20 protein-coding genes are annotated in these 18,109 nt (G+C 70.1%); 9 read left to right on the top strand and 11 right to left on the bottom strand.

Annotated elements, in window-relative coordinates; translation table 11 throughout:
• Positions 1 to 187: 187 nt before the first annotated feature.
• Positions 188 to 961, bottom strand: coding sequence for a CPBP family intramembrane glutamic endopeptidase (locus tag AC2D8W_RS07765; RefSeq protein ID WP_484671068.1), 774 nt, complete (start codon positions 959 to 961; stop codon positions 188 to 190).
• 143 nt (positions 962 to 1,104) lie between these two features.
• Here AC2D8W_RS07765 and AC2D8W_RS07760 point away from each other — a divergent pair, with 143 nt between their 5' ends.
• Positions 1,105 to 2,424 carry an MFS transporter gene (locus AC2D8W_RS07760; protein WP_484671067.1) on the top strand — a complete coding sequence of 440 codons (1,320 nt, stop codon included), beginning with the start codon at positions 1,105 to 1,107 and terminating at the stop codon, positions 2,422 to 2,424.
• Positions 2,425 to 2,575: 151 nt separating this feature from the next.
• On the opposite strand, the gene AC2D8W_RS07755 is transcribed toward AC2D8W_RS07760, so the two are convergent.
• On the bottom strand, positions 2,576 to 3,064 hold the full coding sequence (locus AC2D8W_RS07755) for a VOC family protein (protein ID WP_484671066.1): 489 nt from the start codon (positions 3,062 to 3,064) through the stop codon (positions 2,576 to 2,578).
• A gap of 1,000 nt (positions 3,065 to 4,064) precedes the next feature.
• Here AC2D8W_RS07755 and rpoH point away from each other — a divergent pair.
• Entirely contained in the window at positions 4,065 to 4,952 is an 888-nt protein-coding gene (gene rpoH / locus AC2D8W_RS07750) for an RNA polymerase sigma factor RpoH (protein WP_484671065.1), read from the top strand.
• A gap of 113 nt (positions 4,953 to 5,065) precedes the next feature.
• Here rpoH and AC2D8W_RS07745 read toward each other — a convergent pair whose 3' ends face one another.
• From AC2D8W_RS07745 to AC2D8W_RS07730, 4 genes are all read right to left on the bottom strand, one after another.
• Positions 5,066 to 5,323 carry a ubiquitination-like system serine protease family protein gene (locus AC2D8W_RS07745; RefSeq protein WP_484671446.1) on the bottom strand — a complete coding sequence of 86 codons (258 nt, stop codon included), beginning with the start codon at positions 5,321 to 5,323 and terminating at the stop codon, positions 5,066 to 5,068.
• Between the two features lie 77 nt (positions 5,324 to 5,400).
• The gene (locus tag AC2D8W_RS07740; protein WP_484671064.1) at positions 5,401 to 6,774 is read right to left on the bottom strand and encodes a HesA/MoeB/ThiF family protein; all 1,374 of its coding nucleotides are present in this window, start codon (positions 6,772 to 6,774) and stop codon (positions 5,401 to 5,403) included.
• Between the two features lie 13 nt (positions 6,775 to 6,787).
• Positions 6,788 to 7,171: an E2/UBC family protein gene (locus tag AC2D8W_RS07735; RefSeq protein ID WP_484671063.1), complete on the bottom strand. Its 384-nt coding sequence runs from the start codon at positions 7,169 to 7,171 to the stop codon at positions 6,788 to 6,790.
• A 4-nt stretch (positions 7,172 to 7,175) separates the two neighbouring features.
• Complete coding sequence (locus AC2D8W_RS07730) at positions 7,176 to 7,535, bottom strand: multiubiquitin domain-containing protein (RefSeq protein WP_484671062.1); 360 nt, start codon at positions 7,533 to 7,535, stop codon at positions 7,176 to 7,178.
• A gap of 166 nt (positions 7,536 to 7,701) precedes the next feature.
• On the opposite strand from AC2D8W_RS07730, the gene AC2D8W_RS07725 reads away from it, so the two are divergent.
• The 7 genes from AC2D8W_RS07725 to AC2D8W_RS07695 all read left to right on the top strand — a co-directional run bounded on the left by AC2D8W_RS07725 (position 7,702) and on the right by AC2D8W_RS07695 (position 12,817).
• Entirely contained in the window at positions 7,702 to 8,070 is a 369-nt protein-coding gene (locus tag AC2D8W_RS07725; protein ID WP_484671061.1) for a helix-turn-helix domain-containing protein, read from the top strand.
• Positions 8,070 to 8,990 (top strand): ImmA/IrrE family metallo-endopeptidase, encoded by a 921-nt coding sequence (locus AC2D8W_RS07720; RefSeq protein ID WP_484671060.1) that lies wholly within the window; start codon positions 8,070 to 8,072, stop codon positions 8,988 to 8,990. The genes AC2D8W_RS07725 and AC2D8W_RS07720 overlap by 1 nt, the downstream gene beginning before the upstream one ends.
• 5 nt (positions 8,991 to 8,995) lie before the next feature.
• Complete coding sequence (locus AC2D8W_RS07715) at positions 8,996 to 9,343, top strand: hypothetical protein (RefSeq protein WP_484671059.1); 348 nt, start codon at positions 8,996 to 8,998, stop codon at positions 9,341 to 9,343.
• 102 nt (positions 9,344 to 9,445) lie between these two features.
• On the top strand, positions 9,446 to 9,904 hold the full coding sequence (locus AC2D8W_RS07710) for a hypothetical protein (RefSeq protein WP_484671058.1): 459 nt from the start codon (positions 9,446 to 9,448) through the stop codon (positions 9,902 to 9,904).
• Positions 9,873 to 11,090: a hypothetical protein gene (locus tag AC2D8W_RS07705; RefSeq protein WP_484671057.1), complete on the top strand. Its 1,218-nt coding sequence runs from the start codon at positions 9,873 to 9,875 to the stop codon at positions 11,088 to 11,090. Before AC2D8W_RS07710 ends, AC2D8W_RS07705 begins: the two co-directional genes overlap by 32 nt.
• On the top strand, positions 11,077 to 11,697 hold the full coding sequence (gene dcd, locus AC2D8W_RS07700; protein ID WP_484671056.1) for a dCTP deaminase: 621 nt from the start codon (positions 11,077 to 11,079) through the stop codon (positions 11,695 to 11,697). The genes AC2D8W_RS07705 and dcd overlap by 14 nt, the downstream gene beginning before the upstream one ends.
• Before the next feature lie 151 nt (positions 11,698 to 11,848).
• A complete protein-coding gene (locus tag AC2D8W_RS07695) occupies positions 11,849 to 12,817 on the top strand; it encodes a terminase small subunit-like protein (RefSeq protein ID WP_484671055.1) in 969 nt (322 codons plus the stop codon).
• 515 nt (positions 12,818 to 13,332) lie between these two features.
• On the opposite strand, the gene AC2D8W_RS07690 is transcribed toward AC2D8W_RS07695, so the two are convergent.
• The 5 genes from AC2D8W_RS07690 to AC2D8W_RS07670 form a co-directional block, all read right to left on the bottom strand.
• Positions 13,333 to 14,604, bottom strand: a complete 1,272-nt coding sequence (locus AC2D8W_RS07690) for a serine hydrolase domain-containing protein (RefSeq protein WP_484671054.1) — start codon at positions 14,602 to 14,604, stop codon at positions 13,333 to 13,335.
• Positions 14,605 to 14,695: 91 nt separating this feature from the next.
• Positions 14,696 to 15,913 carry a Na+/H+ antiporter NhaA gene (nhaA, locus tag AC2D8W_RS07685; protein WP_484671053.1) on the bottom strand — a complete coding sequence of 406 codons (1,218 nt, stop codon included), beginning with the start codon at positions 15,911 to 15,913 and terminating at the stop codon, positions 14,696 to 14,698.
• 7 nt (positions 15,914 to 15,920) lie between these two features.
• On the bottom strand, positions 15,921 to 16,319 hold the full coding sequence (locus tag AC2D8W_RS07680) for an MAPEG family protein (protein WP_484671052.1): 399 nt from the start codon (positions 16,317 to 16,319) through the stop codon (positions 15,921 to 15,923).
• Positions 16,319 to 16,708, bottom strand: a complete 390-nt coding sequence (locus AC2D8W_RS07675; RefSeq protein WP_484671051.1) for a hypothetical protein — start codon at positions 16,706 to 16,708, stop codon at positions 16,319 to 16,321. Before AC2D8W_RS07675 ends, AC2D8W_RS07680 begins: the two co-directional genes overlap by 1 nt.
• A 190-nt stretch (positions 16,709 to 16,898) precedes the next feature.
• Complete coding sequence (locus AC2D8W_RS07670) at positions 16,899 to 17,537, bottom strand: glutathione S-transferase family protein (RefSeq protein ID WP_484671050.1); 639 nt, start codon at positions 17,535 to 17,537, stop codon at positions 16,899 to 16,901.
• Positions 17,538 to 18,109: the final 572 nt, after the last annotated feature.

Here is an 18,109-nt window from a genome sequence, read left to right as displayed (position 1 = left end):
CCCTTGGGCGCGCGAGCGGACGCCGAGGCGGCGCGGAACGGCCTTGTCCCCTTGCCCTGCGCAGAGGCCGGCCCTCTGCGACCGGTGAGTCGCGGCTACTGCTCGGCCCGACGCCACTACGTTATGCGCTCCGCCCACGCCGCGCTGACCGAGGTTGCAGGCGCGACCATCTGAATGCGGACTTCCGCTAGCGCCGGTTCGCCAGCGTCAAGGCGATAGCCGCCGGGATCATGGTCAGCGCGCCGAGGCGGGCGTCGTATTGGGCCCCGACGAAGGGAAGCCAGAACGCGGCGACGTTGCTGAGCGCGTGAAAGAGCGCCACGGCGAAGACGCTGCGGCCCGCGCCGAAGTAGAGCCGCACCATGACGATGCGCACGGCCACGGTCTTGGCGCACTGCCACGCGATCCACTCCGGAGCGCGGTCGGCCTGCAGGAATGGCAGGATGTGCCAGGCGGCCCAGAAGACGCCGATTACCAGCGCCGCGGCCGTCTCGCCCCAGCGCTCGCGCATCGGCTCCAGCGCGTAGCCCGACCAGCCCAGTTCCTCCCCCAGCGCCGCCACGAAGAAGACCACCAGCATCATCAGCGGCGCGATCATGGCGCCCGGCTGCGGCTCGCCGAGCAGCCCGGCCTGCCGCTGCAGCAGCCACGCCGCCCCCGCCAGCGCAGGCATCAGGAGGGTGACCGCGAGCCACGGCCATCGTCCGCGCAGGCGCGCGACATCGACGGACCGCGCCGCCAGCGTCCGCGCCGCGCGGCCTCCGCCCGCTCGCGCCGCGAGGAGCAGCGCCGCGGCGGCCGGACAGAAGGCCATCAGGGAACTCGCCGGCAGGCCCGGCAGCGGCTCGAACTGCACCCACGCGCCAAGCGCCCAGAACGGCAGCGTCAGCCCCGTCGTGAGCAGGAAAAACGGGACGATCCGGGCCTGGGGCCCCTGGTCGGCGGCGGTCACGAACCCCATGTTCCGGGGGCTGGTCGGCGCGCGCCTTGCGATGGCGCAAACCCTCCCCGGCATGATTTCCCCGGCGCCACACGCCGCAGCCCGCATCCGTGCCATAGTCGCGGGCAAGGCCGGGGGAATCGGCCGTTGGGAGACAGACGCCGATGACCGCCGCGGCCCCGCACGTGGGCAAAGACAAGCTCGCCAGGATCGTGGCCACGTCCGTGGCCGCATCTTCCATCGAGTGGTACGATTTTTTCATCTACGGCACGGCGGCGGCGCTGGTGTTTCCGCGGCTGTTCTTTCCGGCGGACATGCCGCCGGCGGTGGCGCAGATCGCGGCGTTTTCCACGTTCGCGGTCGGGTTCATCGCGCGGCCGATCGGGGGGATGGTCTTCGGGCACTTCGGGGACCGGGTCGGGCGCAAGAAGGCGCTGGTGGCCGCGCTGATGCTGATGGGCGGGGCGACGACGCTGATCGGCTGCCTGCCGTCCTACCAGCTGATCGGCGTCGGCGCGCCGCTGCTCCTGATCCTGCTCCGGTTCGCGCAGGGCCTGGCCGTCGGCGGGCAGTGGGGCGGCGCGGCCCTCCTGGCCACCGAGAGCGCCCCGCCCGGGCAGAAGGGCTTCTACGGCAGCTTCCCGCAGCTGGGGGTCCCGGCCGGCGTCGTCCTGGCCAACCTCGTCTTCCTGCTGATGACCGCCAACCTCGCCCCCGAGGCCTTCGAGGCCTGGGGCTGGCGCGTGCCCTTCATCCTCAGCGTGGTCCTGGTCGGCCTGGGCCTCTACGTCCAGATCAAGCTGGAGGACTCGCCCGAGTTCCAGGCGCTGGAGGAGGCCAAGGAAATCCAGGCCGAGGGCGCCCGCCGCAGCCCCATCCTCGAGGCCATCATCAAGCACCCCAAGGAGATCCTGCTGGCCGGCGGCTCGTTCGTCGCCTCCAACGGCTGCTTCTACCTGGTGATCACCTTCCTGGTCAGCTACTGCACCACCACGCTGGGCATGGACCGGCCGAAGGTGCTGTGGGCGCTGCTCCTGGGCTCGCTCCTGGCCGCGCCCAGCCTGCCGATCTCGGGCGCGCTCTCGGACCGCATCGGCCGCCGCGCGGTCTACATGATCGGCGCCGTCCTGGGCGGCGTCTGGGCCTTCGCCTTCTGGCGGCTGGTGGACACCCAGGACTTCTGGGCCATGGTCGCGGCGATCACCCTGGCCTCGGTGTGGCTGAACTTCATGTACGGCCCCCAGTCGGCCCTGTTCGCCGAACTGTTCTCGGTGGAGGTCCGCTACTCGGGCGCCTCCCTCGGCTACCAGCTGGGCGCCATCCTGGGCGGCGGCTTCGCGCCGATCATCGCCACCGCGCTCCTGGCCTCGAACGGCGGCGACTCCAGCATCATCGCCGTCTACATGGCCGCCATGTGCGCCGTCTCGTTCGTCTCGATCCTGCTCCTGGCCGAGACGAACAAGCGCGAGCACCGGACCGGGTAGGGTCCGCACACGGCCCCGCCCATCCCGGCGAATGCCGGGACCCAGATGGCGTGGCTCAGAGAGGGCCTCCAGAGGCGCGGAGCCCTTCCCGTCACGATCCCGCACGTGGATCTGGGTCCCGGCATTCGCCGGGACGATCGGAGGATTTAAGTCAGCCCGCCGCCCCGGCGGCGGCGGCCTCCAGCGCGGCGATGTCCATCCGGGTCATGCCCATGAAGGCCTCGGTGACCGCCCGGGCCTGGGCCGGGCCGCCGTCCGACAGGAGCCGGGGCAGGATGGCCGGGGTGATCTGCCACGACAGCCCCCAGCGGTCCTTGCACCAGCCGCACGGCTGCTCCGAGCCGCCGTTGGCGGTGAGCGCGTCCCAGTAGCGGTCGATCTCGGCCTGGTCCTCGCACGGGACCTGGATGGAGATCGCCTCGTTGAAGGTGAACACCGGCCCCCCGTCGAGGGCCACGAAGGCCTGGCCGTTCAGCTCGAACTCCACGGTCAGGGTGTCGCCGGCCTTCTTGCCCCCCGGCGCGTCGGCCGCGTAGCGCGTGATCGTCCCGAGGCGCGAGTTGGGGAACAGCGAGACGTAGAACCGCGCGGCCTCCTCGGCGGCGCTGTCGAACCAGAGGCAGGTGATGAAGGGCTTCATGGGGGGCTCCTGTGTCTAGGGTCTGCGGCGTCGTGAGAGGGCGTCGGCGCCTCGCGCGCCATGGGCTTCGCCGTCCTGCGCACACCACCATCCCCGGCCCTTCCTCCATCGAGGAGGAAGGGAGGGTGATGCTTCAAGGACGTGGGAAGTTGGGGCGTTCCGACAGCCCGGCCCGCGCCTCCTTCCTCTCCCGCTCGCGGGAGAGGGGGACCGCCCGCCGAAGAGCGGGGGGTGGAGAGGGCAAGCGGCGGCCTCGGCGTACGGGACGGCCGTGTTCCGACAGGGCCGGCGCGCAGGCGTCGGCGCCTCGCGCGCCATGGGCTTCGCCGTCCTGCGCGCACCTCCATCCCCGGCCCTTCCTCAGCCTGCCCTCGGGCGGGCCGCGCAGCGGCGCGTCCCGGGGGAGGAGGAAGGGAGACGGCGCCTGAAGGGCCCCACGCCGCCCCTTCCTCTCCCGCTCGCGGGAGAGGGGGACCGCCCGCCGGAGAGCGGGGGGTGGAGAGGGCGAGCGGCCGCCTGGGCGCAAGGGACGGCCGTGTTTTGGCAGGCCGGGCGCGCAGGCGTCGGCGCCTCGCGCGCCATGGGCTTCGCGGTCCTGCGCGCACCACCATCCCCGGCCCTTCCTCCATCGAGGAGGAAGGGAGTCTTGAGTTGGAGCGTTCCGCGCCGCAGGCGTTCGGATTGAACCGCGGAGGACGCGGAGAAGAACGCAGAGGCCTCCGCGCTCTCCGCGCCGCCTCTCCGACCTCTGCGGCCCGCAGTTTCGCTATCGAACCGATGAGAAACGGCGCCTTGTTCCTGCCATCTGAGCAGCGTAAAAATCCCGACTACCGAAGTGGGACATTCGGGGCGTTCCTCCCAGCGACCCCTACCGCTCCCGGAACCCGGCGCCTATCTGACGGGTAGAGGGGGGCGAGGTTCGAAGCGTGCCGCCACGCGTGCGACCCGGACGTCTCGTCAGTGAGCTGTCAGAAAAGCTCGTGAGTTGAGGGGATTGAGCATGGCTGCGAACGCGCTTGCCGTGATGTCGCCGGAAGGCGGCCTCAGCCGGTACCTGTCGGAAATCCGCAAGTTCCCGATGCTGGCCAAGGACCAGGAATTCATGCTGGCCAAGCGCTGGCAGGAGCACCAGGACCCCGAGGCCGCCCACCAGCTGGTCACCAGCCACCTGCGCCTGGTGGCCAAGATCGCCATGGGCTACCGCGGCTACGGCCTGCCGATCGGCGAGGTGATCTCCGAGGGCAACGTCGGCCTGATGCAGGCGGTGAAGAAGTTCGACCCGGACAAGGGCTTCCGCCTGGCCACCTACGCCATGTGGTGGATCCGCGCCTCGATCCAGGAATACATCCTGCGCTCGTGGAGCCTGGTGAAGATGGGCACCACGGCGGCGCAGAAGAAGCTGTTCTTCAACCTGCGCAAGGCCAAGTCCGAGATCGCCGCCCTGCAGGAGGGCGACCTGCGCCCCGACCAGGTGAGCCAGATCGCCACCAAGCTGGGCGTGCTGGACGAGGAGGTGGTGTCGATGAACCGCCGCCTCTCGGGCGGCGACGCCAGCCTGAACTCGCCCCTGCGCTCCGACTCCGAGAGCGAGTGGCAGGACTGGCTGGTCGACAACGACACGCCCAGCCAGGAGACCGTGGTGGCCGACACGCAGGAGATGAACCTGCGCATGAGCCTGCTCGAGGCGGCGATGACCGAGCTCACCGACCGCGAGCGCCACATCCTGACCGAGCGCCGCCTGAAGGACGAGCCCACCACCCTGGAAGACCTGGCCACGGAATACGGCGTCAGCCGCGAACGCGTGCGCCAGATCGAAGTCCGCGCCTTCGAGAAGCTGCAGAAGTCCATGCGCGCCGCCGCCGCGGAGCGGAACCTGGTGGAGGCGTAAGCGCCGGGCGGCGGTTGGCCACCGGACGGCGAGACGACGAGAAGGCGGCCGCGCCCGGAAGGGCTCGGCTGCTTTCTTTTGCGTTGGGAGGATGAGCCTTGATCCAACCCGGCTCAACACCAGCAGATGCGCCCACGCACGAGGAAGAAGTGGCTCCCGCACCCAGTCTGCCGCCAAATGGAGGGGCGGACGGTCGCACGCCTGGCCTCGTCCTGACAGACGCTCCAGAGCGGCCGACGCTGGCCGAAGAAGCGAAGATGGAGGGTTTCGCCACAACCGCAGGGGCAAGAGAGATAGCCGAAAGCCGGGCCCTCGGCCTGACGCGTGACATAAAGTCGGTGACGACGCACGACCCGCGGCCGCTCCTCCACCACTTCGACCAGGACGTCGGGCCGCAGCGCCTCGCGGAAGCTGCGGGCCGCGGCCCGAAGGGCCTTGAAGAGGCGACTCACGCCGCGTGCTCGATGCGACCCGCGCCGAGAAGCGGCGTGCAGTCCCCGCGCCCGACCTGGCCGGCCAGTTCCGCGTCGGGGTCGCCGTCCGGCTTGGTGGCGATGCGGCCGTGGGTCACCAGCAGCTTCTGGATGGCAAACTCGCCGTTCGGCGAGGTGCGGAAAGGGTGCAGCCGCGCGAGCAACTCGTTAACCGCGGTCGCTGACGCCAAGGTGTTCACGCTGATGACGGCCGGACTATCGACCCGCACGCCCCGTACGTAGCCGCGGCGCAGCTGATCGGCGTAGAAGGCCGGGTCCGTGCGCTTGAGATACTCCGCGTGGAGGTCGGCATCGGTGTAGACCCCGCGGCTCTTCAGGCTTGAGCCGCCGGGCTTGAGGTAGTGGACGCCGGCCGAGACGCTGCGCACACCACCATCGCCGTCTGCATCCAGGCGCACGCCGATGTCGATGTAAGGCAGGGTGTAGTAGGCCGCGACCCGGTTCAGAGTATCACGACCTTCCAGGCTGTCGACGCAGCCGATGAGCACATCGGCCGTGCTGATGAGGTGGATCGCCGCCGCCGTATCCACGCGCTCCTGGAAAGTGATCACCTCCGTGCCAAGACCGATGCGCTCGATGTGGGCGCGCATCATCAGGGCCTTGTTTACCGCCTCGGCCGCGTCGCGAGCCGTGGAGCCGTAGACGCGGCTCAAGTTGCGGCGTTCCACGACGTCGGGCTCGATCAGGATGATCCGCCCGACGCCCAGACGCACCAGCATCTCCACCGTCGGGCTGCCGGTGCCCGACACACCCACCACCACCACCGTGAGGGACTTCAGAAGGTTGGTGGTTCGCTCACCGAATAGCTGCCGGTGCCGCTCGTCTACGTCGTCGGCGGCGCGGACGGGATCCGGCCAGAAGGTGAGATCGTCGCCCACGACCGCGATGCGATCCATCGGGAGGAAATGGCCGTCCTCGGTCACCAAGCGCGCCAGGATTTCCCCGTCCGGCATCATGATGGCGCTGACGTGCGGCCCCTTGGCTTTCATGCTCACGGCCATGAAGAGCTCCCGATCGGAGGCGTCGTCGAGGGTCGAGAAGCCACGGTAGCCGTTGGGGTGGGAGTGGATCTTCAGGAGCGTCATGCCCTTCGCGCGAGCGTCCGGCAGCAGGGCCTTGAGCCGCTCGGTGCGCCAGTTGACGGTCGCTTCCGAGCGGATGCACTCGCCATACGGGATCTCGACGATGCTGTGCAGCAGGTGAGCGCGGCGCTCGCTCGGCGCGGTCTGGCCGAGCAGGCCGACGGCAACCGCTTCCAGCCCGCTCCCGTCGAAGAGGTGGATCTTGAGCTGGGCCTGTTGGCCCGTGGTGAGACGGAAGATATTCATCGCCAGGGCTCCTTCAGCGCTTGCGGAGTTCGTGGTTGAGCCAGCCGCGCACCCGACGCAGGTGGGTGGCGAGGGTGTGGACGCCCGGTTGCCAGCCATAGTGGCGGCTCCATTGCTGGAACGGCTTGTTGTCGATGCTGAGCGGGCTGAGGTTGTTGATCGTTTGGCCGTCGGCGCGGGCCAGCGGCGGGTGGAAGTAGGCCATGTCGATGATACCCGGCGGATAGGTGTCGATGCGGATCGCCACCATCGCCGTCTGGCAGTTGTAACCGGCGGGGATCGGATGATCGTGGATCAGGATCCACCGCACCCCGCCGCACCGGATCGTCTCCCAGGGCAGTCCGAGCGCTTCCAGCGCCCGGACGTCCTCGGAGGCGAGTTCGAACTCTCGCCGCATTGAATCAGCCCTCCGTCTCGTCGAGGGGGAAGGTCTCAAAGACCTCGATGCCGGGCTCACCCAGGTCGACCTGCTCGTCGAGGCCGACGGGCACGTAGCGGTTGCCGCGCACGCGCTTCTCGATCTCGTACTTGTTGGGCGGGGTCTTCCCGGCCTTGGTCAGCAGTTCGGCGCCGGTCACGTAGCGCGTGGTGAACAGGTACTGGTGGTGGTCGATGCGGACCCGATAGCGGCGGGCGGGCGGCGGCTTGCGGCCTTCGCGGCCAAAGACTTCGATCTCGACCTCGTCGACCAGCTCGGCCTCGGGCGCGGGAGCGCCGGCGTCGTGGTCGATGGGCGCGGCGGGGGAGGAACGCGTGTCCATCTTAAATCCTCGTGGGGTTGAACGTCGGCGGCACCACTACGGCGCCGCCTGTCGCTAAACATGTGAAGCATTGCTAAGTGTGTCAAGCGACCACTTAGCATCTGCTTGACGAATTTAGCAGCCGCCTTACGCTGCAGCGCACCCGAAGCAGCGCAAAGAACATTCCATGAGCCCCGCAAGGACCCGCGATGAGACGACGCCAGAGCTTGGCAAGTACCTGAAAGACATCCGAAATTCTCGGAATCTGTCGCTCCGTGAGGTGGAGCGGAAGACGGGCGGAAAGATTTCCAACGCGTACCTTAGCCAGTTGGAGAATGGGGATATCGCCCGGCCGTCGGCGGTGATGCTGCACCGCCTCGCCAACGTCTATGGCATCGATTACGCTGTGTTGATGGAGCGCGCCGGCTTCGTGTCCGACTCGCCGGCCCCCGCCAATCGCGTCGCCACGTCGGTGCTTGGCGAACTCACGCCGGACGAGGAGGAGCAGTTGCTGAACTTCCTTGGCTACCTGCGGAGTCACAAGAGTCGGAAGTGATGCTTGCCGACGACTGCACCATCGACGCGGACCAAGCCCAGGAGATCCGCAGCGAGGCGCGCCGCCTGATGCAGCGCGCCGAAGCGTTCGGCGTCTTCCCTACTCCGGTCGACGACATCCTGGCCGCCGCCAAGGTGGAGGTGGTGCCGATCGCCCTTGACGAGGGCTACCTCGGCCGTCTGCGCCGGGGCGCCGAAAAGGCGGGGCGCGCGTTACTCAGCGCGCTGAGCAAGGTCTGGGGGGTCTTCGACCCGAGGGCCCGCATCGCCTTCATCGATCCTGAGACGCCGAAGGAGAAAGTGCCGTTCCTGAAGCTGCACGAAGGCGGCCACGCCGTCCTGCCCTGGCAGTCGATCTTCGGCATCTTCGAGGACTGCCGGAAAACCCTCGACCCAGAGGTCAAGCAGCAGTTCGAGCGGGAAGCCAATGCCTTCGCGTCGGAGGTTCTGTTCCAGCTGGATGGGTTCACCAGAGAGGCCGGCGATCACGATTTCAGCCTCAAAGTCCCGATGCGGCTTTCCAAGCGCTACGGGGCATCGGTCTACGCCACGGTGCGGCGCTATGTCTCCCTGAACGACCGGTGCTGCGCGGTGCTCGTGCTCAATCCACCGGCACCCGTCGAGGGGGAGGGCTTCATGTGCACGGTGCGCCGAGTGATCGCTTCGGCCTCGTTCGAGCGGCGCTTCGCCGGCTACCGGTGGCCCGTGGCGGTGACGCCCGATCAGTCCTTTGGGCACTTGGTGCCAACCGGCCGCATGGTGGGCCCACGGACCATACGGCTCGTGGACGCGAACGGCGATCGTCAGGAGGTGGTCGCTGAGGCCTTCAAGACCCCGCACCAGGTGTTTATCCTGTTCTGCACCACCGACCGGCCGACGCGGCGGTTGATCATGCCCGCCGGCGTCGCCGCTGGCCGCTGAGAACCATGCCTCAGATCCTCGGCTATGTGACGGTGGAGGAGCGCGACGCCTTCCGTGCATACGCCCAGAGCCTGGGACTCCACGCCACGGCGCTCGCCAACCTCCTGATCGCCCGCGAGCTGCGCGCGCCCAAGCTCGCCATCCTGGCGACACCACCCGAGCCCGCGCCGCCAGGCAAGAAGGCCAAGGTCGTGGCCCATGTTCCGTCCGAGACGTTCAAGTCGGCGTTCGTCTCAAGGGCGGCGAGCGCTGGCCTGAAACCGACGCCCGCCGCAGCCATTCTCTTCCGCAGGGAGCTGGAGGAGCGGTGGCTTGAGCGGCACGTTCTTGTTAACCAAATTGACTCAGCTTGAGTCTCACCCTAGCCTCGGCGCAGATTCCCTATTGCTGTGCTTGACCATCCGCTTAGGGTCGCGCCCGGGGACAACCCAGGCAGCGAGGGGGAGACGCCGCCTATGACCGCACCAGGCCGCACAATATCGAAGTTCACGCTGAGCGGACTTGCGCTCCGGGCGGCGGTCGAACTCGAACGCCTGCGCGGCGGCGGGGCGCCTCGGGCAGGGCCGCTGCTGTCGCTCTCTGAAGCGCTCCTACAGACCTCCGATCCGGACGACGACGCCACGCCTTTCCGCTTCGTCGAACCGGGTTTTTACCAGCCGCTTCAGAGGCTGTATCATGTTCAAGAATCAGTCCGCGCATCCGACGTCGAGCACATTAAGGCGCTTGTGCGGCGGATGAGCCAGGGGCTGGCCGCCGCTGCGGAGGGTCGGACGGCGGAACTGGAGGCGTTGATCCGCTTCTGCGTGGCTCTCCACCAGGAACTGATCGAGGAACTGACAGCGGAGGACGCGCTTGTCGTCCATGAAGCACGCACCTACGGCCATGGAGCTGCGACTGGCCTCAGCGCGGCGTAGGGTTCGCGCGTTCGTAGATCAGATCGCGGAACTTGAAGGATCCGACTTCCCGCACCGGGACGGACTTGAGGCCCTGGCCTTCATCCGCGGCGAGCTGGAGTACCAGCTGAACGACTTCCTGGGCGACCTGCCGCCTAACCTCAGCGACGTCATCGTCGATGAGATCTGCGCCCAGATCAGCTTCGAGGTGGCGCGCTACACCGAGGTGCTCGGCTTCATCCTGCGCTCGACCAATGTGCGCAACGCCTTCGAGGTGCAGTTCCCATTAAAGCGCCTTGTCGAGCAGGTGATCGCGCCGAACGCGAAGCTGATCATGTCCTCCGAGTGGAACTTCGTCCCGTTCACCTACCCGATGACCCTCGACCTGCTGCCTGACTTCGTGCTGGTCGGGGCGCCGGCACCGGAATCCGGCAATGTCCTGCTCTTCCCGTTGGCGGGCCACGAGATCGGCCACTCCGCCTGGCGCAAGCACGCGCTCAAGCCGAAGCTGCAGGCGCAGGTCTCGCGCGCCGTCGACCGGGCCATCTTAGCCGATCCAGAGGCGCGTGATCGGGTCCTTGCCCACATTGCCCGTTCCGGCGAGGGGCTGCCGACGCTGCAGAACACCGCGCTCCTTATGGCGCTGAAGCAGCTGGAGGAAATCTTCTGCGACGTTTTCGGCCTCTATGTATTCGGGGCCTCTTATGCCTACGCCTACGAGTACTTCCTGGCGCCCGGCGGCGGCTCGCGCAGCCCCTTCTACCCGTCCAGCACCGAACGGGTGATCTACCTCCAAGAGGCCGCCAAAGCGCTTGGCGTCGATATCGACGCGGCGCTGTTCGGGCGCTGGGGCCAGTCGACCCCAAGGACAGGCGTCGATGTCGACATGCTGGCCTTCTCCGACGCCGCCGTCGCCGAGGTCTTCCCGCATATGATGCGTGAGGCCCGCGAGCTGCTCGAGGAGCGGGGGGTGCCGATGAACCGCGCCGATGTGGTCGATCGCATCGTCGGGGCCTTCAAGCGCCGCGTACCCGACGAGGGCGGCGCTACCTTCCCTGAGATCGTCACCGCGGGTTGGCTCTACCTGCGCGAACGCGGCGGCCTCTCCGCAGATGCGGATCGCCGCGAGTACGAGATGCTCAGCGAGCTGATGCTGAAGTCCATCGAGGTCGCGGAATTCCGTCTGAGGGTGCATGGCGATGCTTAGCGCCGATCAGATCGCCGACGCGCTCAGCCTCGATGCCGACCACAAGGAGCGGCTCACGGTCGTCCCCCAGCCGGACCTCGTCGCGCTGCGCAGCCGGGCGGCCACGTCGATCGACCTTCGGCTGGGCCGTTGGTTTCGGTCCTTCAAGCAGACACGGTCTCCAGCCTATGCTCTGGCCGCTGGTAGCGCCGAGGAGGTGGAGGCGCTCGCCGGCGCCGGGCGCACCAAGCAGCACTTCGTGCCCTTCGGGAAGGAATTCGTGCTGCACCCGGGGCGCTTCGTCCTCGGCGTGACCCTGGAATGGCTGCAGCTGCCCGCGAACCTCTCCGGATACGTAACCGGCAAGTCCACGCTTGGCCGGCACGGACTGGTGATCGAGACGGCGGCCGGGATCCATCCGCATTTCTCGGGCTGCCTGACCCTGGAGCTCGCCAACATGGGTGAAGTGCCGCTCACCATCTACCCGGGAATGACAGTGTGTCAGGTGTTCCTGCATAGGACGACGCCCGGCGATAGCGTCGATCTCGGACGCTTCTCTGGCAGCCGCAAGCCGCTGGTGTCGCCGCCGAAGGTGGACGATGTGTTCCTCAGACTGCGGGAGACCTGATCTGGCGAGCTAGACTACTTGCGCATCAGCAAGGGTGACGAAGCAGAACCTCCGAGCTTCCGCAATGAGCCACCCTCCAACCTCCGCCCGTAACCACCTCCCCTCCCCCACACGTCCGCTTCTGGCGCAGGTGGGCGGCACGCTGGCGCGCATGAGGCGGAACCACAGCTACAGTTTCCGGGCGCGGCGGCCCGCGGTGCAGGCGGAGATCGTGCGGCGGGTGGCGGCGGGGGAGACGCTGGCGGTGGTGTGCGCGGAGGCGGACATGCCGTCGCTGCGGGCGGTGCAATTCTGGCGGCGGGCCTGCGAGGGGTTCGACGCGGAGATGCGTGCGGCGCTGGCGCGGGGGCGGTCGCTGCGGCGCTATGGCTGGGACGAGGCGCGGGCCGAGGCGGTGCTGGCGCGGGTGCGGGCCGGGGCGTCGCTGGCGGCGGCGCTGCGGGCGCCGGGGGCGCCGTCGCTCTCGACGGTGCGCTACTGGCGGGCGACCCAGCCGGACTTCCAGTACGAGCTGTGGCGGCTGGCGCGCGAGCGGCGGCGCGAGCGGGCGTGGGCCAATGGGAAGGCGGCGCACCGGCCGTTCGACCGGTTCTTCGCCGACCGGATCATCGTGGCCGTGGGGCGCGGGGCGACGCTGGCGCAGGCGCTGGCCAAGGTGCCCGGCGCGCCGGAGAAGACGGTGGTGGCGCGGTGGCGGCGCGAGGACGAGGACTTCCGGATGGGGCTGGCCTTCGCCATGAAGGTGGGGGCGCGGGCGCGGACCCAGGCGCGCGCCCTGTCGTGGGCCGACTGGCTGGTGGCGAAGATCGAGGACGGCGCGTCGCTGCACGCGCTGGCGGCGTCGGGCAAGGTGCCGTCGCGGATGACCCTGTGGCGCTGGATGCGCGACTGCGAGGCGTTCCGCACGCGCATCCTGGCGGCGTGCGACGAGCGGGCGATGCGCCTGATGGACAAGATCCTGACCATCGAGGAGGACGTGCTGGACGAGGGCCACGGGCTGGCCGAGATGCGGCGGCGGCGCAAGCCGTGGACCACCAAGTGGGCGCGGCTGGAGCACCGGCCCGGCTATCGCCAGGCGCGGACGTGGTCGCGGCGCAAGAAGGGCGGCCGGGCGGAGTGAGCGCGGCTCATCCGGGGCTCGGGAGCGGGTTCCGTGGGGCCCGGCGCCCTGAGGGGCGGTGGAGCCGCCCGGTCTAACCGCAGAGATCGCGGAGGCGGCGCGGAGGACGCGAGCCGCTGGCAGGCGCGACCGTTCAGGCTGTATCTCGCTTTGTGGGCGCCGCTCGCCCCCTCCACCCCCCGCTCTCCAGCCGGCTCGCGCCGGCTTCGGCGGGCGGTCCCCCTCCCGCCGCTTCGCGGGGGAGGTAAGGGCAAGTTCCCGGCATCGCGTTGAAGGTCAGCTTTGCGCGCCGGTGTCGTCGGCCGCTTTCGACCCGTAAGGGACCTTGCCTCCCCCGTCGCGGCAGCGACGGCGGGAGGGGGACCGCTCGCCGAGGCGCAGCCGAAGAGCGAGGGGTGGAGGGGGCGAGCCGCTGGCAGGGGCGACCGTTCAGGCTGTATCTCGCTCAGCGGGCGCCGCTCGCCCCCCTCCCGCCGCTTCGCGGGGGAGGTAAGGCGCCGCAACGGGAGTCCGCCTCAGGGCGCCGCGGAGAGGTGGGCGGCGAGGGCCTCGTAGGCGGGCAGGGAGACGCGATCCAGCGGGCCGTTGCCGTTGGCGGCCGTGGGGTGCGAGGCGAAGCGGGCGACGACCATCTCGGCGCCCGGGGCGACGTAGCAGACCTGGCCGTGGATGCCGCGGGCGGTGTAGGCGCCGAAGCGGTTGTGGCTGACCCACCACTGGTTCCGGTAGCTCCAGCCCGGCAGGGTGACGTAGCCGGCCTTGGCGAAGTCCTCCGTCCGCGCGCCGGCGGCGATGTCGTCGACCACCGCCTGGGGCACGATCCGCTGGCCGTTGAAGGCGCCGCCGCAGCGCATCATCTCGCCGAAGCGGGCGAGGTCGCGGGTGGTGACGTTGAGGCCGGCGCCGCAGAGGGCGAAGCCCGTGCCGTCGACCATGACGTAGCCGTCCTCCTCGGCGCCCAGCCGCCGCCAGATGCGCTCGGACAGGAGGTCGGCGAAGGCCTGGCCGGCCACGCGCTGGACGATCCAGCCCAGCACCTCGGTGTTGCAGGTCTTGTAGGCGAAGGCCTGGCCGTGCTCGCCCTCCTTCTTCAGCGTCCGCAGGAAGTCGAAGATGGTGGCGGGGCCGGCGTAGCCGGGGGGCGGCCGGGACCAGCCGGCCGCGACGCCGTAGAAGCGCACCTCGGCGTCGGGGTCGACGTAATCCTCGCGGTAGCGGACGCCGGTGGTCATATCCATCACGTGGCGCACGGTGGCGTCGCCGAAGGCCGTGCCGGCGAGCTCGGGGACGTAGTCGGTGACGGGCGCGGCCGGGTCCAGCGCGCCCTCGTGCGCCAGCATGGCGGCCAGGAGCCCGCAGAACGACTTGGTCACCGACATGGCCAGGTGCGGCCGCTCGGGGCTGAGCGCGCCGCGGTAGGTCTCGTAGACCACGACGCCGCGGTGGAGCACGACGAGGCCGTCGGCGAAGGTCTCGTCGACGCTCTCGCCCCAGGTCATGGGCCGGCCGTCCTGGGTGACGAAGGGCACGGCGTCGAGGTCGTCGCGCAGGGCGCAGGGCAGCGCGGCGGCGGCTCCCGGGCCGCGGCGGACGGCGGCCGAGGGGCCCAGCTCGCGCTGGTGGCTGAAGCTCCAGCGGGTGTTGGGGAAGCGCCAGCTGGTGGCGTCGGACGCGCGCACGGTCCGCTCGGGCGGCGGCGGGACGCCCTGCATCACCCCCAGCGCGGCGGGGTCGGTGGAGGCGGCGGTGGGGGCGGCCGAGGGGGTGACTTGGGCGGAATCGGGCATGGCGGCGTCCTCGCGGGCTCGTCCGCCATCCCAGCCCCATCGCCCCGCGCGCGCAAGCCGCTGCGTCGAAGATCGCGCGCGCGGCGGCGGCTCAGGCCGTGGCCGCCTGCGGCGGCCGGGCGGCGGCGATGAGGACGCCCGCGCCGACGAGAGCCGAGAGCAGCGAGCCTGCGAGGACGCCCAGCTTCACCTCGTCCTGCAGCAGCGGCGAGCCGGGGAAGGCCAGGTGGCCGATGAAGAGGCTCATGGTGAAGCCGATGCCGCACAGGATGCTGGCGCCGTAGACCTGGGTCCAGGAGGCGTGGTCGGGCAGGTCGGCGAGGCGCAGGCGCACGGCCGCGGCGGTGGCGGCGAAGACGCCGACCTGCTTGCCCAGGAAGAGGCCCAGCGCCACGCCCAGCGTCACCGGCGCGAGCATGGCCTCGAGGCCCAGCGCGGTCAGCGAGACGCCGGCGTTGGCGAAGCCGAAGATGGGCACCACGCCGAAGGCCACCCAGCGCTGCAGCCCGTGCTCCAGGATGTGCAGCGGCGAGGTCTCCACGTCGGGGCGGGCGGGCGACGGCTTCAGGGGGATGGTGAAGGCGAGTGCCACGCCGGCCAGGGTGGCGTGGACGCCGGACTGCAGCACGCAGACCCACAGGGCCACGCCCGCGAGCAGGTAGGGCCAGAGCCGCATCACGCCCAGCCGGTTGAGGATCGCCAGCAGCGCGAGGATCGCCCCGGCCGCGCCCAGCCACGGAAGGTGCAGCTCGGCGGTGTAGAAGGCCGCGATGATCACCACCGCGCCCAGGTCGTCGACGATGGCGAGCGCGGTGACGAAGATCTTCAGCGAGACCGGCACGCGGCGGCCGAGGAGGGCCAGGACGCCCAGGGTGAAGGCGATGTCGGTGGCCGCCGGCGTCGCCCAGCCGGGGGCCGCCCCGGGCGTGTCGCGCACGATGACCAGATAGACCAGCGCCGGTATGGCCATCCCGCCCACGGCGGCGAAGCCCGGCAGCGCCCGGCGGCTCCAGGTGGACAGCTGGCCGTCGATCAGCTCGCGCTTCACCTCCAGGCCCACGAGCAGGAAGAAGACCGCCATCAGGCCGTCGTTGATCCAGTGCAGGACGCTCAGGGGGCCGAGGTAGGCGGCGAGCGCGCCGAAGTAGGACGGGGCGAGCGGCGAGTTGGCGAAGATGAGCCCGGCCGCCGCGGCCGCCATGAGCACGATCCCGCCGAGGGCCTCGTTCTCGATGAAGGCGCGCATGGCCGAGCGCACGCGCCGGCGGCGCGAAGGGGTGTGGCGCAGGGGTTCGGGGGTGTCGTTCATCGGGATCTCAGGTCGGCCAGACGATGGCGGCCATCACGAGCACGAGGCCGAGCGTCGCGAGGTTCCAGCTGAAGGTGCGCAGCCAGGGCGTCCCGGCGGCGTAGAGCGGCAGGAAGAGGATCCGCCCGCCGAGGTAGAGGCCGGCGCCCGCCTGGCTGAGCCGGCCGCCGTCGCGGTCCAGGGCGACCAGGAGCAGGACGGCCGCGGCGAAGATCGCAAAGGTCTCCAGGAAGTTCCGCTGCGCGCGGTCGAACCGTGCGGCCAGGCCCCGGGGACGCAGGTCCTCGTCCCGCGGGCCGACGGTGTAGGCATTGCCCACCTGCGCCTTGAACGCGAACGACGCGCAGGTCAGGTGGACCAGCCCCAGCGCCATCGCGCCGAACAGCGCCCAGGTCTCCAGCGACATCAGAGGCCGCCCTCGGGCCCGGCGACAGGGCGGGCGCCCATCAGACGGACCTCGCCGCCGGGGCCCGCGCACGCCCAGCCGGCGGCCTGGGCCGTCGTCCATGCGAAGCCCTCGCGCGCGCGCCAGCATTCGTCGCCGCGGATCGGCTCCACGCGGACCGGACCGGGCTGGCCGCTGGCCTCGACGGCGGCGGCCACGGCGTCCATCCGCTGGCGTTCGACCCAGCCATGGCCGAGGAAGCCGACGCCGGCGAAGAGCGCGAGCGCGCCCAGCGGCACGAGGGCCAGGACGCCCATGCTGGGCTCCGGGACCCGGCCCAGGGGGTTGCTGCGCAGCGCGGCGCCCAGCCGCGTCTTGCCGATGAGATCGTGTTCAGGTCTTCGCGCCACGGCGGCCTCCCGGGAAGGGTTAGCGTTCGTGGCGTCAGGTTATCGACGGACGCCTGACTGGGTTCGTCCGCGGCGATGGTCCGCCGCGGCGCCAGCCCGGTCGCAGTGCGACCCGATATCTGGGCGCGAAGATACCGGCGGCCGGCGCCCAGGCCAAGCAAAACCGGGCCGCCGCACGCCCGCCGGCGGATCAGCCGAGCATCGGCGCCATGCCCGGCTCGGCCTTCTCCATGGCGCGGCGGTAGGCCGGACGCTCGCCGATGCGGCCGAGGTAGGCCTTGATGTTGGGGAAGGCGTCGATGGACAAGCCGCGGAAGGCGCGGCTGGTGGTGAGGCAGTAGACCATCATGATGTCCGCCGTGGTCAGGTTGCGGCCGCCGAAGAAGGGCGCCTCGCCCAGCCGCTGCTCGACCATCTCCCAGCCCCGGCGGCTGCGGTCGTTGACGAAGACGGACGCGGGGTTGGCGTCGCCGCCGCCGCCCGCCAGCACCAGCTGCATCATGAGCGTGGCCATGAAGGTGCCGTTCGACCAGTGGAACCAGAAGAGGTGGTCGGCGAAGTCCGGGTCGTCGGGGCCGGGCGACAGCCGGCCGTCGCCGTACTTTCCGCAGATGTAGTCGCAGATGGCGCCGCTCTCGCCCAGCACCAGGTCGCCGTCGGTGATGACGGGGGCGATGCCCATGGGATGCAGCGCCTTGTAGTCGTCGGGCGCGAGGCGGTTGTCCGCCCGGCGGTCGTAGCGCTTCAGCGCGTAGGGGATCCCGAGCTCCTCGCAGAGCCACACGATCCGCTCGGACTGTGAAATCCCCAGGTGATGCACCGTCAGCATCGCGCGCTCCTCGTTTCGCTCAGGAGGGCAAGCTAGGGGAACGGCGCGCCCTTCGATAGCCTGACGCCAGGGACGGCGCGGACGGGCCGCTCAGCGCATCCCGCCGACGAGACGCCCGCATCGGGCGCGACCCGTTGCGGACGTTTACCTTCCCCGAGAAGCGGCGGGAGGGGGACCGGTCGCCGACCCCGGCGAAGGCCGGGGGAAGAGCGACGGGTGGAGGGGGCGAGCGGCCGGCATGGCGGAACGATTGGCCGTGGTTGACTCAGCGGTTGAGGCTCGCCCCCTCCACCCCCCGCTCTACGGCCGGCTCGCGCCGGCCTCGGCGGGCGGTCCCCCTTGTTTGACGGAAGAGGTCTACTGTGGGGTGTCTTCCGGGACGCCCGCCTGATGTTCGCAGCACCAGGCGGGCTGTCGGTGGAGGGGCCGCGTCCCCCTGAGCTTTGTGGGCTGCAGGGGAGCTGGGCCGCCGCCGACATTCCATGACCCGGATGGTTGCAGGGACTTTGAGGTCCGGAGCCACAAGGAGGGGTCGAGTGGAACAGCGTCAGTCTAGCACGAAGGTGGCAGGG

Source organism: Phenylobacterium sp. T106 (assembly GCF_057219735.1).
This window is presented reverse-complemented; position numbering and strand designations above follow the sequence as displayed.

Excerpts from the sequence above, each read along its gene's own strand:
- AC2D8W_RS07765 (WP_484671068.1), bottom strand. The coding sequence starts at position 961 with ATGGGGTTCGTGACCGCCGCCGACCAGGGGCCCCAGGCCCGGATCGTC.
- AC2D8W_RS07760 (WP_484671067.1), top strand. The coding sequence starts at position 1,105 with ATGACCGCCGCGGCCCCGCACGTGGGCAAAGACAAGCTCGCCAGGATC.
- AC2D8W_RS07755 (WP_484671066.1), bottom strand. The coding sequence starts at position 3,064 with ATGAAGCCCTTCATCACCTGCCTCTGGTTCGACAGCGCCGCCGAGGAG.
- rpoH (WP_484671065.1), top strand. The coding sequence starts at position 4,065 with ATGGCTGCGAACGCGCTTGCCGTGATGTCGCCGGAAGGCGGCCTCAGC.
- AC2D8W_RS07740 (WP_484671064.1), bottom strand. The coding sequence starts at position 6,774 with ATGAATATCTTCCGTCTCACCACGGGCCAACAGGCCCAGCTCAAGATC.
- AC2D8W_RS07735 (WP_484671063.1), bottom strand. The coding sequence starts at position 7,171 with ATGCGGCGAGAGTTCGAACTCGCCTCCGAGGACGTCCGGGCGCTGGAA.
- AC2D8W_RS07730 (WP_484671062.1), bottom strand. The coding sequence starts at position 7,535 with ATGGACACGCGTTCCTCCCCCGCCGCGCCCATCGACCACGACGCCGGC.
- AC2D8W_RS07725 (WP_484671061.1), top strand. The coding sequence starts at position 7,702 with ATGAGCCCCGCAAGGACCCGCGATGAGACGACGCCAGAGCTTGGCAAG.
- AC2D8W_RS07720 (WP_484671060.1), top strand. The coding sequence starts at position 8,070 with ATGCTTGCCGACGACTGCACCATCGACGCGGACCAAGCCCAGGAGATC.
- AC2D8W_RS07715 (WP_484671059.1), top strand. The coding sequence starts at position 8,996 with ATGCCTCAGATCCTCGGCTATGTGACGGTGGAGGAGCGCGACGCCTTC.
- AC2D8W_RS07710 (WP_484671058.1), top strand. The coding sequence starts at position 9,446 with ATGACCGCACCAGGCCGCACAATATCGAAGTTCACGCTGAGCGGACTT.
- AC2D8W_RS07705 (WP_484671057.1), top strand. The coding sequence starts at position 9,873 with ATGGAGCTGCGACTGGCCTCAGCGCGGCGTAGGGTTCGCGCGTTCGTA.
- dcd (WP_484671056.1), top strand. The coding sequence starts at position 11,077 with ATGGCGATGCTTAGCGCCGATCAGATCGCCGACGCGCTCAGCCTCGAT.
- AC2D8W_RS07695 (WP_484671055.1), top strand. The coding sequence starts at position 11,849 with ATGAGGCGGAACCACAGCTACAGTTTCCGGGCGCGGCGGCCCGCGGTG.
- AC2D8W_RS07690 (WP_484671054.1), bottom strand. The coding sequence starts at position 14,604 with ATGCCCGATTCCGCCCAAGTCACCCCCTCGGCCGCCCCCACCGCCGCC.
- nhaA (WP_484671053.1), bottom strand. The coding sequence starts at position 15,913 with ATGAACGACACCCCCGAACCCCTGCGCCACACCCCTTCGCGCCGCCGG.
- AC2D8W_RS07680 (WP_484671052.1), bottom strand. The coding sequence starts at position 16,319 with ATGTCGCTGGAGACCTGGGCGCTGTTCGGCGCGATGGCGCTGGGGCTG.
- AC2D8W_RS07670 (WP_484671050.1), bottom strand. The coding sequence starts at position 17,537 with ATGCTGACGGTGCATCACCTGGGGATTTCACAGTCCGAGCGGATCGTG.